15 protein-coding genes are annotated in these 17,112 nt (G+C 68.8%); 2 read left to right on the forward strand and 13 right to left on the reverse strand.

All coding sequences use genetic code 11. The annotated features are described in order from the left end of the window. Positions 1-15 precede the first annotated feature (15 nt). Positions 16-972 (forward strand): LysR family transcriptional regulator, encoded by a 957-nt coding sequence (locus CRP45_RS04970; RefSeq protein ID WP_097243976.1) that lies wholly within the window; start codon positions 16-18, stop codon positions 970-972. Here CRP45_RS04970 and CRP45_RS04975 read toward each other — a convergent pair. The 13 genes from CRP45_RS04975 to CRP45_RS33190 form a co-directional block, all read right to left on the reverse strand. Then, positions 929-2,197 (reverse strand): glycosyltransferase, encoded by a 1,269-nt coding sequence (locus CRP45_RS04975; protein ID WP_097244571.1) that lies wholly within the window; start codon positions 2,195-2,197, stop codon positions 929-931. The two genes, CRP45_RS04970 and CRP45_RS04975, sit on opposite strands and share 44 nt — an antisense overlap. A 185-nt stretch (positions 2,198-2,382) precedes the next feature. Beyond that, entirely contained in the window at positions 2,383-3,972 is a 1,590-nt protein-coding gene (locus CRP45_RS04980; protein WP_097243977.1) for a flavin-containing monooxygenase, read from the reverse strand. An 8-nt stretch (positions 3,973-3,980) separates the two neighbouring features. Then, positions 3,981-5,153, reverse strand: coding sequence for a hydroxymethylglutaryl-CoA synthase (locus tag CRP45_RS04985; protein ID WP_097243978.1), 1,173 nt, complete (start codon positions 5,151-5,153; stop codon positions 3,981-3,983). Next, a complete protein-coding gene (locus CRP45_RS04990) occupies positions 5,150-6,223 on the reverse strand; it encodes a hydroxymethylglutaryl-CoA reductase (protein ID WP_143861340.1) in 1,074 nt (357 codons plus the stop codon). The genes CRP45_RS04985 and CRP45_RS04990 overlap by 4 nt, the downstream gene beginning before the upstream one ends. Beyond that, positions 6,220-7,305 (reverse strand): type 2 isopentenyl-diphosphate Delta-isomerase, encoded by a 1,086-nt coding sequence (gene fni, locus CRP45_RS04995; protein WP_097243979.1) that lies wholly within the window; start codon positions 7,303-7,305, stop codon positions 6,220-6,222. Before fni ends, CRP45_RS04990 begins: the two co-directional genes overlap by 4 nt. After that, positions 7,302-8,381 carry a phosphomevalonate kinase gene (locus CRP45_RS05000; RefSeq protein WP_097243980.1) on the reverse strand — a complete coding sequence of 360 codons (1,080 nt, stop codon included), beginning with the start codon at positions 8,379-8,381 and terminating at the stop codon, positions 7,302-7,304. Before CRP45_RS05000 ends, fni begins: the two co-directional genes overlap by 4 nt. Next, a complete protein-coding gene (gene mvaD / locus CRP45_RS05005; protein WP_097243981.1) occupies positions 8,378-9,439 on the reverse strand; it encodes a diphosphomevalonate decarboxylase in 1,062 nt (353 codons plus the stop codon). The genes CRP45_RS05000 and mvaD overlap by 4 nt, the downstream gene beginning before the upstream one ends. Positions 9,440-9,482: 43 nt before the next feature. Further along, positions 9,483-10,475 carry a mevalonate kinase gene (gene mvk / locus CRP45_RS05010; protein WP_097243982.1) on the reverse strand — a complete coding sequence of 331 codons (993 nt, stop codon included), beginning with the start codon at positions 10,473-10,475 and terminating at the stop codon, positions 9,483-9,485. A 162-nt stretch (positions 10,476-10,637) separates the two neighbouring features. Further along, positions 10,638-11,474 carry a methyltransferase family protein gene (locus CRP45_RS05015; RefSeq protein WP_067783565.1) on the reverse strand — a complete coding sequence of 279 codons (837 nt, stop codon included), beginning with the start codon at positions 11,472-11,474 and terminating at the stop codon, positions 10,638-10,640. Beyond that, complete coding sequence (locus CRP45_RS05020; protein WP_097243983.1) at positions 11,465-12,481, reverse strand: fatty acid desaturase; 1,017 nt, start codon at positions 12,479-12,481, stop codon at positions 11,465-11,467. Before CRP45_RS05020 ends, CRP45_RS05015 begins: the two co-directional genes overlap by 10 nt. A gap of 61 nt (positions 12,482-12,542) precedes the next feature. Further along, positions 12,543-13,808 (reverse strand): hypothetical protein, encoded by a 1,266-nt coding sequence (locus tag CRP45_RS05025; RefSeq protein WP_097243984.1) that lies wholly within the window; start codon positions 13,806-13,808, stop codon positions 12,543-12,545. After that, entirely contained in the window at positions 13,805-14,929 is a 1,125-nt protein-coding gene (locus tag CRP45_RS05030) for a polyprenyl synthetase family protein (protein WP_245909904.1), read from the reverse strand. The genes CRP45_RS05025 and CRP45_RS05030 overlap by 4 nt, the downstream gene beginning before the upstream one ends. Before the next feature lie 139 nt (positions 14,930-15,068). After that, positions 15,069-15,611 carry a hypothetical protein gene (locus CRP45_RS33190; RefSeq protein WP_143861341.1) on the reverse strand — a complete coding sequence of 181 codons (543 nt, stop codon included), beginning with the start codon at positions 15,609-15,611 and terminating at the stop codon, positions 15,069-15,071. A 1,116-nt stretch (positions 15,612-16,727) separates the two neighbouring features. On the opposite strand from CRP45_RS33190, the gene CRP45_RS05035 reads away from it, so the two are divergent. After that, positions 16,728-17,009 (forward strand): hypothetical protein, encoded by a 282-nt coding sequence (locus CRP45_RS05035; RefSeq protein WP_097243985.1) that lies wholly within the window; start codon positions 16,728-16,730, stop codon positions 17,007-17,009. The last annotated feature ends 103 nt before the right edge of the window (positions 17,010-17,112 follow it).

Raw genomic sequence — 17,112 nt, forward strand, 5'->3', positions numbered from 1 at the left:
AATTAGACTCGAATCGTGACGCCCGCCCAGCTTCGGGCCTACTCGACCGTGGTGCGGCTCGGCTCCGTCCATGCGGCGGCCAGAGAGCTGGGGATGTCCGACGCCGGTGTCTCGATGCACATCGCCCAGCTGCGCAAGGAACTCGACGACCCGCTGTTCACCCGCGCGGCGGCGGGACTGATCTTCACACCCGGCGGGCTGCGTCTGGCCAGCCGGGCGATCGAGATCCTCGGACTACAGCGCCAGACCGCCATCGAGGTGAGCGAGGCGGCGCACGGCCGACGGCTGCTCCACATCGCGGCGTCGAGCGCGTTCGCCGAACATGCCGCGCCCGGCCTCATCGATCTGTTCGCGGCCCGGGCGAAGGATCTGTCTGTCGAGCTGAGCGTGCATCCGACCAGCCAGTTCCGCAGGCTGATCGAGACCCGCGCGGTCGACATCGCGCTCGGACCCGCACCGGAGGGCGCAGGCGCGACCGTCACCGCCCGGCCGTTCCTGAAGTACTCGATCATTTCGGTCGCACGCCCCGACAGCCCGCTGGCGGGCACCGCACCCCATCCGGCGCTCCTGCGCGAGCAGCAGTGGATGCTCGGCCCGAGCGCTGGCAGTGTGGACGGACATATCGCGACGATGTTGCGCGACTTGGCGATTCCTGAATCGCAGCAGCGGATCTTCCAGAGCGACGCCGCCGCTCTGGAAGAGGTCCGCCGCGTCGGGGGCATCACCCTGACGATCGGCTTCGCCGTTTCCTCCGACCTCGCGGCCGGTCGGTTGACCCACATCAACGGTCCCGGCCTGCAGGTATCCGACGAGTGGTGCGCGACCACACTGCCGCCCGATGCCCGCCAGCCCGCGGTGTCAGAACTGCTCCGGTTCATCACCACGCCGCGCTGCATTCAGGCGATGATCCGCGGCTCCGGCGTCGGTGTCACGCGGTTCCGTCCGAAAGTGCATGTGACACTGTGGAGTTGACGATGGATCCGCCCCCGCCAGCCATGTCGAGAAGCATCTTCGCGGCGACCGTCGCCCCGTCGGTGCGGATCGTGTCGGCGACGGCCCTTGCCCGCGTACGAGTCTCGGGGGCCAAGGCGACTTCGAGTGCTGCCGAGAGGGATTCGACGGTCGGCGCCGGACCGTCGTGCGCCGCGCCGATGCCCAGTTTGGCCACTCGCTCGGCCCAGTACGGCTGGTCCGCGATCTGAGGGACCACCACCTGGGGTGCACCTGCCTTGGCGGCCGTCGTCGTGGTACCCGCGCCGCCGTGGTGCACCACCGCGGCCACCCGGCCGAACAGCGCCTGCTGGTTGACCTCGCCGACGGCGAAGCAGTCGTCGGCGTCGTCGATCAGGGCCAGCTCGGCCCAGCCGCGCGCGAGAACGACGCGGCGACCCTGCGCGCGGACCGCCTCGATGGCCACCTGGGCGATGTCCTTCGGGACGTACGAGGCGATGCTGCCGAAGCCCACGTACACCGGCGGTTCCCCGGCATCCAAGAACGCCTCCAGCTCCTCCGGGAGTGGACGGTGGTCCGGGAGAATCCACGCCCCGGTCTGCACGAGGTCGAGGTCCGTCATGCCCTGCGACGGGCACAGCGTCGGGTCCGCCGCCAGCCACGGCCGGTCGGTGAAGACGTAGTCGCGGACGTTGTCCACCGGCGGCAGGCCGATCGCCGCCCGATGGCTGTTGAGCGCCTCGCGGTACAGCGCGTTCACCCGTTGGGCGTCCTGCTCCCACAGCACCCGGTTGTCGGTCTCGTTCTTCGGTGACGGCTTGCCCGGCCGCGCGCCCGGAGGGTAGTGCCGCGACGGCAGTCCGTAGAGCTGGAAGCACGCGAGCACGTAGCCGATGCCCAGTTTCTCGGCCACGTCCCGCGCCCCGGCAGGCATCAGGCCGGTCGCCAGCAGCGCGTCACATCCCTCGGCCGCCTCGGTGAGCGTGGCGAACCGCGCCGCGACCAGCTCGCGGGCGAACCGGAACGCGTCGTTCGCCGTCGGCGGCTTCGCACCGGCGACCACCGAGCGCACCGACGGGCCGAGCGGCACGAGCGGAACGCCGACGCGCGCCAGCAGCTCCGCGAACTCCTCGTCCGGCGGCGCGCACACCAGCGCCTCCGCACCCAGCTCCCGCAACGCCACAGCGAGCGCGACCACGGGTTCGACATCTCCGCGCGATCCCACCGTCGTCAACAACACACGCACTTCCGCACTCCCCATTTCCGCAGGTCATAGCTTCCGGCCGACAATGATGGGCCATGACCCGGGTCTTGCCGCAAGCCCCCGGGTGCGCTATATCTTGAGAGGGGGAGGGGAGTGGGACCTCCTCACATTCGCTTCTCAGCCGAATCCTTCGCGCCGACCATGTGCCCGGGCGTGGAGCTGCGTCGCTACCCGCCCGTGTGACTCACCGGCTCGGTGGCTCCTTGTTCCGTACGATCGGCGGCGGACACGTCGGCTCGGTTCGGCAGCGTATTATCCTGCGCCACAACCGAAGTCGTCTCGTAGTTCGCAACGTCGAACTTCCGCAGCTGCCCACGGAACCGGAAGCTGAAGTCGGGCCACAGCGTGGGATTGTTCCCGTGCTGGTCCAGGAACCAGCTGGTGCAGCCGCCGGTGAGCCACACACTGCGGGCCATCTTCTGCCGCAGGCCGCGGTTGTACTCGTCCTGCACGTCCTTTCGGACCTCGAACGTGCGCAGGCCCCGCTTGTCCATCGTCGCGAGAGCGTCGAGGACATAAGCGATTTGGGATTCGATGATGTAGATCAGCGAGGTGTAGTTCAGGCCGGAGTTGGCGCCGAGCATGGTGAAGAGGTTCGGGAAACCCGCGACGGTCGTGCCCTTGTAGGCCTGTAGCCCCTCGGTTTCGAACTCCTCGGACAGCGTGAGTCCGCCCCGGCCGGTGAACATGCGGTAGGTCGGCGAATCGGCGACGTGGAAGCCGGTGCACAGCACGATGGCGTCGACCTCGCGTTCGATGCCGTCCGCCGCGACGATCGAGCGTCCGCGGATCTCCTCGATGCCGTCGGTGACGAGCTCGACGTTGTCCCGGGTGAGCGCCGGGTAGAACCGGTTCGAGACGAGCAGACGCTTGCAGCCCGCCCGGAATTTCGGCGTGAGCCGCTTGCGCAGCGCCGGATCGCGAACCTCCAACCACAGCTTCACGCGCGCGATCAGCTCGAGAAACACGGCCGTGGCCGGGTACTTGGCCTGGCTGATCACGAACAGTTCGCGGTTGGCGTAGATCAGCCCGCGGAGCAATCGTTGAAGTCCAGGAACATGTTTGAACGCGAATCGCTCCGGAGCAAGGTACCTGCGGGTGAGATGCGGGAACACCCATGCCGCGCTGCGCTGGTACACGTCGAGCCGCGCGACCTGCGGTGCGATGGACGGTACGATCTGCACGGCCGAGGCGCCCGTGCCGATGACCGCGACCCGCTTACCGGACAGTTCCGCGTCGTGATCCCATTGCGCGGAATGGAAGATCTCACCCTCGAACGAGTGAATTCCCTTGATGTCGGGCAGATTCGGCTCGGCAAGCACCCCGGCGGCGGAGACGACGACGTCGGCGGTGAACTTCCCGCGCGTGGTCTCGACCTCCCACCGGGCGGCCGCCTCGTTCCACCTGGCGCTCGTCATCGCGCAACCGAAGATGTGCTTGTCGCGCACACCGTACCGATCGGCGATGCCCTGGATGTAGCGGTGGATCTCCGGCTGCGGCGAGAACGACCGCGACCACTCGGGATTCAACGCGAACGAGTACGAGTACAGCTGCGACGGAACATCGCAGCCCGCACCCGGATACGTGTTGACCCGCCAGGTGCCGCCCACGTCGTCGCCGCGCTCGATGACCAGGAAGTCGGTGTACCCCTCCTGGGTCAACCGGACGGCCGTGCCGAGTCCGGAAAGCCCGCTCCCGACGATGAGGACGCGGGTGTGCCGAGGCGTGGTGTCCCCGTTGGTGATGCTTTGGCTCATATTCGACCTCAACGGGATTCGTAGATGCGCTTGTGACCGGAGATCGCGGCCAACCGGAAGGGGCGGCCGGTCTCCTCGGGGATGGCGTGATACATCCCGTCCGAGGGCGATTCGGCTTCGTGCAGCACGCGGTAGCGGTCGTAGTCGAGCGCGACGCGGGTGGCGATGGCGTCCCGGTTGGCGTCGGTGCGCAGGTGTGCACGGTAGCCGGGTTGTACTGTGCCGCTGAAGAATTCGGCGACGCTGCCCGATCCGTAGCTGATGAAGGCCAGCGGCTTGCCTGTCAGGTCGCCGGTGTGGTCGAGCAGGGACGCGAGACCGAGGTAGAGCGAGGCGGTGTAGCTGTTGCCGACCGTGCGGTTGTAGATCGTGGTGTTGCGGATCGCGGAATCGATCTCCGCCGCGTCGGCGGTGTGCCCCTGGCTCTCCAGCAGGTGGCGGTGCGCCTTGAAGGCCATCTTGGTGAACGGCTGGTGGTAGCAGAACGCGGCGAACTCGGTGAGTTCGCGCCCGCCGTTGCGGCGGTAGTCGGTCCAGGCTTCCTGGGTGGCCTTCTGGTAGGCGTTGACGGAGGTCTTGCCGTCGACCATGGCGGCGGTGCGGTAGTTCGGGCGCCAGAAGTCCATGATGTCGGCGCTGTAGATGCCGGACTGCGGATCCAATTGCAGGATCGCGGGATTCGCGCTGACGAGCATGGCGACCGCGGCGGCGCCCTGGGTCGGTTCGCCGGGGGTGCCGAGTTCGTACTTGGCGATGTCGGTGGCGATGACCAGCACGCGCTGCGACGGGTCGCGGGCGATGAGTCCGGCGGCGAATTGCAGACCAGCCGTGCCGCCGTAGCAGGCCTGCTTGAGCTCGACGACGCGAGCGGTGTTCGGCAGGCCGATCAGCGGGTGCAGGTACAGGCCCGCCGCCTTGGACTGGTCGACGCCGCTTTCGGTGGCCAGCAGCACGGTGCGAATGTTGTCGACGCCGTGGCGGTCGAGGATGGGCTTGGCGGCGGCCGCCGCGATGGTGACGATGTCCTCGTCGGCGGCGGCGACACTCATGTTCTCCTGGCCGATGCCGAGGTAGAACTTGTCGGGATCGACGCCGAGGCGCTCGGCGAGCACCGCGTGATCGAGGGCGTAGTGGGTGGTGGCGAAGGAGAGGTCGTGGATTCCTACCGGTGTGACGGTCATGGCTGTGCTCCGATGGTGGCGGTGGGGATGCTTGCGGTGGGCCGTTCGAATTGGGTATGGGCGCGCATCAATTCGCCGCTGTTGGTCTGCGCCGCCATCAGCGACAGTTCGCCGCACAGCACGGTGGCCGCGGCGATGACGGCGAGCCGGCGGGCGTTGTCGCCGGGCTCACGATCCGCGCGGCAGCCGAGGCGGGTCAGGTTCTCGTCGACGAAACTCAGGTCCTTGCCGTTGCCGACTGTCCCGACGATGAGATTCGGCAGCGTGCACGAGAAGTAGAGGTCGCCGTCGCGGTCCTCGGCGTGGGTGATGCCCTGCGACCCTTCCACGATGTTCGCGGCGTCCTGCCCGGTGGCGAGGTAGAAGGCGAGCAGCATGTTGGCGTAATGCGCGTTGGCGGAACGGATTCCACCCGCCAGCAGGGTGCCGATGAGGTTCTTGCGGATGTTCAGCTCCGCCACCTGGCGAGCGGTGGTGTGCAGCCGCTTCTCGACCACTTCGCGGGGGACGAGCAGCTCGGTGACGACGTTCTTGCCGCGGCCGAGGATGCCGTTGACCGCGGTCGCCTTCTTGTCCGTGCAGTAGTTCCCGGAGATCGAGACGTACCGCAGGCCGGGCATCGTGGCCAGGATGTGGTTCATCAGGTGGTCGCAGGCGAGGGTGGCCATGTTGTGGCCCGAGGCGTCGCCTGTGGTGAATTCGAAGCGCAGGAACAGCAGGTTGCCGGTGATCTGGTGGTGCAGGTCGATGAGGCGGGCGAACCGGCTGCTGCCCGCGGCCACCCGCTGGAGTTCGGGGAACCGGTCGCGCAGCTGTCCGACGGTGGTGTGCGCGGTGTAGGCGTCGTCGGCCTCGAGCAGGATCGAGCGGGTCATGCGGTCGTCGACCAGGGTGGCCACCACGCCCTTGTCGGTCAGCGTTGAGATCCGTGCGCCGCGACCGACCGAGGGCCACAGCGGCGATTCGTAGGTGGCCAGTGGGACGTCCACACTGTCGTCGACGGTGTCGCCCGTAATGCGCACGGGGCCGACCCACCGCAGCGGTACCGCCGCGAAAGACTCGTCGTTCACGCGTGGCTCCTTCTTTCCGATTCGTTCCACCAGGGACTCCGGTGGGTATAGGAGGCCGCGTCGATACCGCGCAGCCGGCAAAACGTGTCCACCTCGCCGGTGATCAGCAGGTCGCTGCCTGCCAGGTCGGCGGGCGTCGGCGCGCCGAGCACGGTGAGGATCCGCCGCAGCTGATCGAGCCACGTGCGAATCGTCTCGATCAACGCGTCGGTGCCGTGACTGACCAGCGTCTCGAGGAAGCGACCCGCGACCCCGGTCGCGTTGGCGCCCAACGCCAATGCGCGGGCGACGTCGAGGGGTGAGCGGATGCCGCCGGAGGCGAAGAGGTCGATGCCGGTGACGCCCGCGCAATCCACCAGGCAGTTGACCGTGGACTGGCCCCAGTCCGTCAGGAAGGAGAAGTCCGCCGTGGTGCGCCGGTCGTTCTCGATGCGCGCGAAATTGGTGCCGCCGCGCCCGCCGACATCGGCGACGGCCACGCCCGCCTCGCGCAGCCAGGTGACGGTGGGCCTGCTGAGACCGAAGCCGACTTCCTTGACGATCACCGGCACGGCGGTGTGCTCGGTGATGCGCTCGATCTGCCGGGGCCAAGAGCCGAAAGACCGGTCGCCCTCGGGCATCACGATCTCCTGGACCGCGTTGAGGTGGATCTGCAACGCGTCCGCTTCCAGCAGGTCGATCGCTCGCCGCACCTCGTCCAGCGTCGCGGTCGCGTTGACGTTGGCCATCACGAAGCCGTGCGGATTCTCCTCGCGCAGCACACGGAAGGTATCGGCGACGGAGGGGTCGCGGAAGTAGGCGCTCATCGATCCGGACGCGATCGGAACCCCGGTCTCGCGGGCGGCGATGGCCAACTGCCGGTTGATCTCTCCGGTGTGCTGACTGCCACCGGTCATGCCGTTGATGAAAAGCGGTGTATCCCAGCGCTTCCCGGCCACGTCGACGGCAAGCGACACGTCGTCGCCGTCGATGCCCGCGAGGGCGTGGTGAACGAAGGTGACCGAGTCGAAGTCGTTGGGGCCGCCGTCGCGCTGCTGGCTCACGGCGTGGCGGACGTGATCGTCTTTGCGGCTCGCGATCATCGGCGATCCCCTTCGAATGGATGTGTCCGCAGCGACAGCGGCCGGATGCCGGCGCCGACCCAGCGGTCGGTGAGCTCGGTGATCGCCGCGGTGCGGCCGCGGTCGATGAGCGCGATGCCGCAGTCGCCGCCACCCGCGCCGGAGGGTTTGGCCGCGGCGCCGACGGCCGCGCCCGCCTCGCACAGCGCACGCAGTGACGGCGTCATGATGCCCAATCGAGCTCGGGCGTCGAGGTCGACCAGAAGTGCTCGGGCGCGGTCGATTTCGGTGCGGATGGCCGGTGCGTCGTCGGCTTCCAGTGCGGCGACGAGTCGTTGGACGCACTCGTCGCTGTGCACCAGGAAGTCGGCAGGCGTGCCAGCGCGGAGTCCGGCGACCAATGCCGGTGTCGACGCGGGCTTCTCGGTCCAACCGACTCGCATCGCGAGTCCCGTCGGCGTGGGCAGCGGGCGCACCGACAGTCCCGGCCATGGCGCCCGCAGCGCGGCGGCCACCCCGCTCTCGGCCACCAGCTCGGCTACGTGCCCGCGGTCGGGGGAGCTGTAGGCGATCCAGCCGCCCCAGGTGCTCGCCGCCACGTCGCCGCCGGAGGCGCGCGGGTTGATCGACACGGTGGCCAGCATCGCCAACCGGTACCGGTCCATCGAGCTGAGACCGAGCCGATAGAACTGGCCGAGTGCCGCGACGGTGGCCACCGTGACGGCCGCGCTGGAACCGAGACCGAGCTTTCTCCCGTCCGCGTCGGCGAGGTCGGTGCTGATGCTCAGCCGGTAGGGGCGCGCCACGATCCCGCGCTCGACGACCAGCCGATCAATGATCGCGGCCGCGGCGAAGACGTAGCTGAAGTTCGGCGGCACAACGCCATCGGCGGGAACCAGTCCGTCGCCGATGCGCCCGCAGGTCAGCGTCACGCCACCGTCGAGTTCCGAGTGCAGCGTCGTGACTTCGTCATCGGCCTCGACGACCGTGGCGGTGGCATAGCGGTCGACCGCGGTGAGAACGGCGTGGCGCCCCGGGTCGACGACGGCGTATTCCCCTGCGATGAACAGCTTTCCGGGGGCGCGGCGGGTGATCATCGCTCGTCGTCTCGGACGAGGGTCGCACCGGGGCCGAGATGCGCCACCTGGATGTCGGCGACGTCGCCGCCGTCCCGCAGGGCGGTGGTCACTCGCTGCTCGTCGGCGCGGGCGCACAGCACCTTGACGTTCGGTCCGGCGTCCATGGTGGCGTAGGCGGCGATGCCGTCCGCGCGCAGCGCGAGCACCCGATCCAGGAGCGCGACCGACCGCGGCGAGAGGTATCGGACCGACGGTCTGGCCAGCAGCATGGTGGCGTGCATGCCGAGGGCGTTGCGCTCGGCGATCTCCCCGACCGCGGGCAGATCGCGGCGCGCGATCGCCTTGCGCATCTCGTCGAGGTCGAGCCGGGACGCGGCGGCCCACGGCTGGTAGAACGGCGAGGTGTCGCAGGTCCGCCGCATCGCCTCCCTGCTCGACACCGCCTTCGCCCCGTCGTCGACGACGGCGACGATCAGTGCCGGATCCAGCGCGTCGCCGTCGATCGGCTCCGCGTAGGAACTCGCGTCTCCCGCCGCGCCGTCGCCTTCCCCTGCGTGCCACACCGCGAACCCGCCGAAGATCGAACGGCAGGCCGATCCGGAGCCCCGCCGAGCCAGCCGCGAGAGGGCGCGGGCGTCCACGTCGAGTCCGTAGGCGGCGGCCGCGGCGACGGCCAGCGCGGCGAACCCGCTCGCCGAGGAGGCCAGGCCCGCGCCGGTCGGTCCGGCGTTGCTGGAGACGACAACGGCGTGTTCGTCGCGGCCCGCCCGCGCGCGCACCAGATCCAGGAACCGCGCCACCCTGGCGTGCGCGTCGCCGACCGCCGGGCGGTCGTTGAGCACAACGGTGTCACCCGGTTCCGCGTGCAAGCGCACCGCGGTCGTTGTCGGGTAGATGTCGAGGGTCATCGAGAGGCTTCCCGTGACGGGAAGGAAATACGTCTCGTCGCGCTTGCCCCAGTACTTGACCAAGGCGATGTTCGGGTGCGCGACGGCGACCGCCGCGTCGCCGATCACGTTGTCGCCGAACCGATCCGCGAGCGGGTCGGCCAGCTCTGCTCCAGCTGTGAATGTCATTGGCGTTTCTCGAGCTCCGGTAGCGAGGGGAATCGGGAATCGGTCATGGTTGTGCGGCTCGGGTCGGAACGATCCAGGTCCGCACGGCGCCCGCCCGGTGCAGCGCCGCGCGCACGCTCGCGGCGCCGTCGCCGGTCTCGGTGAGGGCGAGGACGCAGCCACCGAGGCCTCCGCCGGTGAGTTTCGCGCCGTACGCGCCCGCGCCGGATGCGGCGGTGACGAGGGTGTCGATCTCGGGTGTGCTGACGCCGAGTTCGGCCAGCAGGCTTTGGAATTCGAGCAGTGTCTCGCCGAGCGACTCGACGCTACCGGCCGCCAGATCCGCCGCCGCCGACTCGACCAGGTTCGCCGCGCGTTCCAGCAGCCGGTCGGCCGCGCGCCGATCGGCGTCCAGCTTGCGGCGGACGGCGGCTACCGCGTGCTGGGTTGCGCCCGCCGTCCCGGTGTCGGCGACCACCAGGGTGGCGTCCAGCCCGACGGCGAGCTCGCGCGCCGTGCCCGCCTGGAACCGGATCGGTCCGGTCGCGACCGCGGCGCTGGCGTCCACGCCACTGGCGCGGCCGTGCGCGAACTGCTCGCCGCACTGGACCAACTCGTAGAGCGCGTCGGAGCCGATGGTCCGGCCGTAGAGGTCGGCGACCGCCCGTACCGCGGCCGCCGCACACGCGGCACTGGAGCCCAGGCCGCGGGCGGGCGGGATCTCACAGTCGAGCACGACCTCGACCACCTCACCCGCCAGTCCCCACCGCCGCAGCGCCTCCTCGACCGCGACGTGGGCACCGGACGACGCGGTGACGGTATCGCCAGCGACGAACCGAAAGTGCTGTACCGCAGGGGAATCGCCTTCGTCCTCCGGTCGACCGAGGCGAGCGACCGCGCGCGCCGCGAGCGTCGGCAACGGAAACGCGAGGGCGGGCGTGCCGTGCACCACCGTGTGCTCGCCGAGCAGGATCGCCTTGCCGTGGGCACGACCGGCGCCGTGCCCGCCGTCCGTGCCCGCGGTGATGGGTCCGTTGCCCTCGCGAACGCTGTTCACGTCGTTTCCTCTCCCAACTCGAGCAGGGGCCACCGGCGCGTTCCCGTGCCGGGGACGAACCGGTGGCGGACGGTGCACAGCCGATGGCCACGTCGATGTGCGGCGACGGCGACCACGGGCTGGGTGGTGCGAAAGCCGTTCAGGCCGAGCCGTATTCGGCCGTCACAGCGGTTGGTCCGAACGGCCGAACACGGCTTGGCGCACACGTGCCCGCGCCGAGGGACCGAGCGGTGACGGGAAGAAGGCGGGAACCTGCTCGGCGTAGGCGCGGTAGGCCGTGCCGAAGCGTGCGACGAGGTCGCGCTCTTCCAGGAACGTGCCGAGCAGGATGTAGCCGGTCAACCCGACCGCCCACAGCAGATGCCCGGCGGTCATGTCGCTGGCGCACCAGAACGACAGCAGCAGGCCGGTCATCAACGGATGGCGCACCAAACGGTAGGGCCCGTGCACCTGCAAGCGATCCATGGTCGCGTCCGGCACCTGGATCACGTAGTGACGGTAGGCCTGACTGATGCCGAGCAGGTGAAAGTGGTTGAGCAGCAACGTCGCCGCGTAGACGAGCACGAAGCCGAGCCAGAACCCGGCATCGAGCGCGGTCCCGACGACACCGTCCGCCGACCAGACCCGCTGGGGCAGCGGCTGCCACGCCAGGCACATCACCCACACGACCAGGCAGACCATGACGATGTAGACGGTGCGCTCCAAGGCTTCCGGCACCCAGCGGGTGATGAACGCCTTGAACGCGGGTCGCGACATGCCCGAGTGCTGCAAGCCGAACAGCGCGAGCAGCAGCACGTCTACGGCGATGGCCGGACCGGTCGCCAGGTGCGGTCCCTCGTCGACGGTCTTCGGCAGCCACCAGCCTCCGGCGAACAACAGCAGCAGCGGCACGGTCACTCCGGCGACGCCGTAGACGCCGAAGGCCAGCAGGAACGGGACGAGCCGGCGGCGGTCCGTCAGCGCGCCCCGAACCTGTTGCTGCGCGGTGGTCAGATCCATGCGAACCAGGGCAGGAACCGCAGGCGGACCGTCCCCGTCTCCATCCGCTTGTCCAGCTTGGCCTTCCACCGCTCGCCGTAGCGCGCGTCGAGGAAGCCACCGGGCCGGACAAGGCGCCACGACGACTGGATCGTCATCCAGTACGGCACGATGACGGCCGCGTCGACCTGCCGCATGAAATCGAGCTTGTCGGGGATCTGCGACCAGTGCACGCCCGGGTACCGGTGGTGCACGCTGTGGTAGCCCTGGTTGAAGATGAAGAAGTTCAGCCAGTTACCCGCGGTGTTCAGCGATTTGCTCGGATCGTCCTCGAACACCCGCGCCGGGGCGTGGGTCAGCCAGGCGAAGTATCCGGAGTTCACCTGGGTGATCAGGAACGGCAGGCCCCAGAACAGCGCGAACCGCTCGAAGCCCGCGACGTACCAGATGCCGATCGGCAGCGCCAAAGCGAGCGTGAGGTCGAGGACGAAGGTGTGGCGACGCTTGCGCCGACCCTCGGACGGGTTGGCGGCGAAGATCATTCGCATGGTGTGGTTCTTGACGATGGTGCCGTACCGAATCCAGTACCACACGGCGCCGAGCCCGCGCTCCATGCCCTCGGTGGACGTGACGTCACCCGGTCCGTCGTTGAACCGGTGGTGGTTGAGTACGTGCACCTCGCGCATCTCCGCCGAGGTCAGCGTGGCGGGCAGACAGCACATGATGTCCACGAAGCGGTTCAGCCGCCGCGAGACGAACAGCGCCCGATGCGTGTGCATGTGCATCACGCCGATGGTGAGCGAGAAGTTCAGCAGGGTCAGCACGATGATCAGCGGGACGGCCAAATACCAGTTCGTGGCGATCGGCACGAACAGGCCGAAGGACAGCAGCACGACCCACGCCACGATGTGCAGTAGCGGGCCGACGTTCGCCGGGTGCTCGAGCTTCAGCACCCGGCGGCTGAACGGCGGTCGGTCGGAGGCCGCCGGGGGCGTTCCGTCGCCGGGACGGGTTGGCACGGTGGTCATAGGTGTTCTCCTCGGGTGTTGGTGTCGGGCGTTCCTATGCCGGGGTCGGTGGACGAACTGGTCACGGACGATCTCCTCCGGGAGTGGTTTCGAGGGCGGCCAGCTGGAATCTTGTTGCGAGGGCGCGCATCTCGTCTGCTCCGCGCGGCGGTAGCCGGTCAAGTGCACCGAAGGCCAGGTGATCGGCGATCATCATGGTGCGGATGTCGGCGGCGGAGAGTGTGCCCGTCAGCGGTTCTTCCGGCAGTGCCCGCACGAGGGCGAAGGTGGTGTCGACGATCAGCGGCACCATCGCGGGCGACAGCGTGCCAGGGTCGACCGCGCCGAGCAGTCGCGCCGCCGCGTCGGAACCGGTACCGAGTTCCGGCGAGGTGTCGAGCACCCGGTGGACCGCCGCGTCGGCGCATCGCTGGACCCGCTCGACCATCTTGGCCCAGCGCGCGGGCGACAGGACGGCCAGCGCGGTGGCGCCGATCGGCCGCCGGTAGGGGACCGGCGCCCCGACCGTCGAACACAGGAAGCCGGTCGTCGTGATGGTCATGTACGCCATCGCCGCCCTGGCGCCCGGGTTGGGGGTGCGCGGGCCGAGGCGAGCCAGCAGGGCGAACCCGCCCAAGGCAGGCGCCAGCAGTCGCAGCATCACCGCCCTGGTCAGTTCGGCGCGGTCGGCGACGCCGTAGAGTGCGAGTTCGCCGTCGCGCAGGTCGTTGGCCGCCTGGGCGATGACGCCGACGCACGCGGTGAGCTCGCGCAAATCGGCTTCGGCACAAGCCTCTTCGGCGACCAGCGTGCACGCGTAATGCGTCACGCGGCCGAGCACTCCCTCGCTGTAGGCGACCCGAGGCAGTGGCGATTCGAGGTTGCGGGCCATCACATCGCCGATGTCGAGCAGCAGGCTGCCCACGCGTTCCCGTCCCGCGACGGGCAGCGCCGACACCAGCGCGCGCACGTCCGCGATGCGTTCGGCGAGCACCAGGTCGACGGCCTCACTGTCGCGGACCGTGACCCGCTCCGGCGGTGGCGGCGGGGTGTCGGCGCCGCCGATGAGGTACTGCGCGGCGGTCCGCACGGCGGCGCCCGCCAGCGGACGGTCGATCAGGTCCTCGTAGGCGTCGAGCACGCGGCAGGCGAGCAGGGCAGCGGTGGCTTCGGCCCGCAGGTCCGCGCCGAGGAAGCCGATCGCGATTCCCATGTTCCGTGCCGCCGGGATCAGTGCCCGCCTGGCCAGTTCGTCGGGGGAGCCCGCCGCCCGCAGCGCGGCCAGGTCGGGTGCGCGGCGCAGGTTCCGCAGCCCGTTGGCGAGGATGCCGAGTCTTCCTCCGGTCATCGCGACACCACCTGTAGCGCCAGGGTGCGCAGGTCGTCCCGCGCCGGTGTCGGCGGGAACGTCTCCAGCGCCGCGCACGCCGTCTCGGCGGCGCGGATCGCGGCGTCGTGCGCGGCCTTGGTCGCCCCGCTGCGCACCAGGTCGGCCTGCAATTCGCTGCTGGAAGTCGTTGGCGAAAGCCACATTTCGCGAGCATTCGGGCGTATCGCCAGCCATTCGATCACCGGCCAGGTCGGCACTCTGCGATCCAGGTCGCCGCAGGCCTCCTTGCCGAGCGCGGGGTCGCCCTCGACGTCGCGCACGTCGTCCATGATCTGGAAGGCCAGGGAGAACTGTTCGGCGTACCGCATCAGGTCGCGCAGCCGGTCGGGGTCGACCCCGCCCGCCGTACCGCCGTAGGAACACGCCAGCCGGAACAGTGTGCCGGTCTTCGCGCCCGCGACGACCTCGTAGTGCCTGCGCAGCGCGGCATCGTCGACGTCGGGGGTCATGGTCTCCACCAGCTGTCCCGCGGACAGATCCGAGATGCTGTCCAGGTAGGTGACGCCGGGAGCCTCGCCGAGCTGCGCGCAGACCACCGGGTTGTCTTCCAGCACCCGCGCCAAGACCTGTAATGCGGTGCCCGCCATATGGAATCCGACCCGGGCGGCGGTCCGGATACCGAACAGGGCGGGCACCGAGGGGGCATCGCGCCGCAGCAGCGAGCTGTCGCAGATGTCGTCGTGGATCAGCGACGCTTCGTGCAGCATCTCCATCGCGCAGGCCAGATCGACGGCGTCGGGGACGGACGCCGTCACGGCCGACGGCAGCAGGCGGTGGCAGTCCAGCACCAGCCTGGCCCGGACCCGTTTGCCGGGGGCGGTCAGGACGTGACGGTAGATGTCGTCGAAATCGCTTCCGGTGACCAAGATTTCGCGCATCCGCTCGGTGACCATCGCCGCTCGGTCGCCCGGCGCGGCGAGCTGCTCGGCGGACTCGGTGCGGGCATGACCGTTCGACGCCGGGGTGGCGACGCGGACGCCGCCGTCCGCGACCGCGTGCGCGGTGCTCGACCGCCCGGACATGGCCGCCACCAGGCGCCCGTCCTCCTGATGTCCTGACGGTGACGTGGGATTGTCCATTGGCGGTGAGCTCCTTCGGTGTCATAGCGAGCGGAGTCGGGCACGCGGCGGCGACCACTGGCCTGGAGAGGGCGTTCGGTTACGGACGAATCGGCTGTTCGGCAGCAGGCGTCGATGCCGCCACCGCGACTTCGGTGGGCTAGTCGGCGCTGGTCTCGGTGGGTGCGGAGCGCGGGGAGTTGGCGATTTCGTGGTCGCCTGCAAGAGTCGGCGTAAGTACGCGCCGAGTACCGGATCCGCGGCTGGGTCCGGGGGAGGTTCGCGGGGCGGACGGCGGTGCGACCGTTGCCCGTTCGGGAATCCACGGCTCTCCGGCTACGGAACCAACGCGTAGCCGGGCCGACTTCGATGTCGACAGCCGTGAAATACATTGTGCGCCAATATCTGTGGCGTGGTAGTCGGCCGCGGCGACCGGTGCGGTTCGGCGGCGCGACGCAGCGGGGACATGCCCGTTGCCGAGATCGTCGAGCCGACAACGCTCGACGACACCGCCCTGACGCGGACATATATGTTGCGCCCGAGGGATTTTCACGTTCTTGTAGAAGGATCCGGCCTCATCCACTACCAGCACATCGTCCGGATCGCCGAGGTGCTCGTCCGCGTACGCGCGCAGAGCGTCACGCACGCGGTAGTAGTCGTTCCACATGGTCTTGCTCGACGCCCGCCACGGCCAGTCCATCACCCAGCGCAACCTCGAGCGCAACAAGTTCCTCAACCACGAACATAGCGAAAGAGGCTACCGCACAACACATCTAGTCGCGCGTCGAAACCGACCGGAATTCTTTGAGCAAACTTCTGTGAGGAATCACAGTGCACGACAAGGCAACTCAGACGGATGATGGTTCAGTAGTCGACCATACGGCCGGACCGAAGGGAGCGATCGGCAATCCCCAGCAGGGGAGCGTCGCGAATCCGGATCAGACGGCGCTTCAATCTAAATTGTTTGCGCACAACGTAATTCGATCGCTGTTTGTTTGCTTCTACGCGCTTGTGACACGTTCGGCAATGCGTCTGCCGCTAGGCTCTCGAGGTGTGGGAAGTGGGCCGTGTCGGCGCGCGCCGCCCTTGCCGCGTGGCGTTCGCGAACGCTATTGTTCGTTGACCGGCTCGCGATCCGAGCCGTCGGACCCCGCGCGCCCGACAGGGTACGCAATTGCTTCAAAGCTATTGGAAACAAACGAATCTCAGTTAACACCAGCTGACACCACGGCCTTTCGCGACAGCGTCCGGAGAGGGATCGGATGCGAACCGGCCTACGGCTGGTCAGCGATATCGGCGAGCCCAATCGAAGGTATCGTGTGATTCAGTCGTGCCGTATAGTGCTGTGCAGCAACATTTTTCGTCCTAGGAGCGCGAAACTCGGCGACATACTGGACGGCATCTCGTCGAGCTGATCGTCCACCACGCTGATCACCCGCGCTGTTTCGGCGGTGTATCGATCGTCGGCCGACACGACGATCGCGTCGCTGATTACGGGGCTGATGCCGGCGTTCGCAGTCGCTGGTCCAGCCACTCATTGCGCACGGGATGCCGGTGCTGCCGGACGGGCGTTTTTCGGTCCGGCGCGAGGCCCGGCGGGGTGCTGAACTGATCGCATTTTCAACTGCCGCGCATTGTCGGTTTCTTCCGACCGCGGGCATCGAAACCGCCGCCCACCTTGGTGGGATCGAACCACAAGAAGGGTGAGTCGCCCCGCACCCTTGGTGTCCTATCAGCGCGGCTCAGGGTCGAGCAGTCTAGACATCGTCACAACGACAGCGGGACCGCCCCGCCAGACCGACACGAAGGAGCAAACCATATGACGACCGACCAGCGCTCGACCCGCCGCACCCACCGCTTCGCACGCGCCATGGCGATCGCCGCGGCACCCGCCCTGCTAGGTGCCGGCTTGGTGACGGCTGGTGTCGCCCAAGCCGAGCAGGACCCCAACCTGCCGACCTGCTCCTGGCCCAATCTGGTGTGTGGCGGCCAGCAGGATCTGACCCCCGGCGGCCAGACCAACCTCACCCCGGGCGGCCAGACCAACCTGATGCCGGGCTCCGAGAACTACGACGCCTACGGTAATTACTACTACTACTGATCACCGTACGGGCGTGCGGCTCCGCCGCCTCGCACGCCCCCTGCCACCCATACCAGCAACCCCGGGACCTGCCCCCTCGGCAGCACCCCGGGGTCGGAGGTGT

The sequence above is a fragment of the Nocardia amikacinitolerans genome (assembly GCF_900215415.1).
Taxonomy (GTDB): Bacteria; Actinomycetota; Actinomycetes; order Mycobacteriales; family Mycobacteriaceae; genus Nocardia; species Nocardia amikacinitolerans.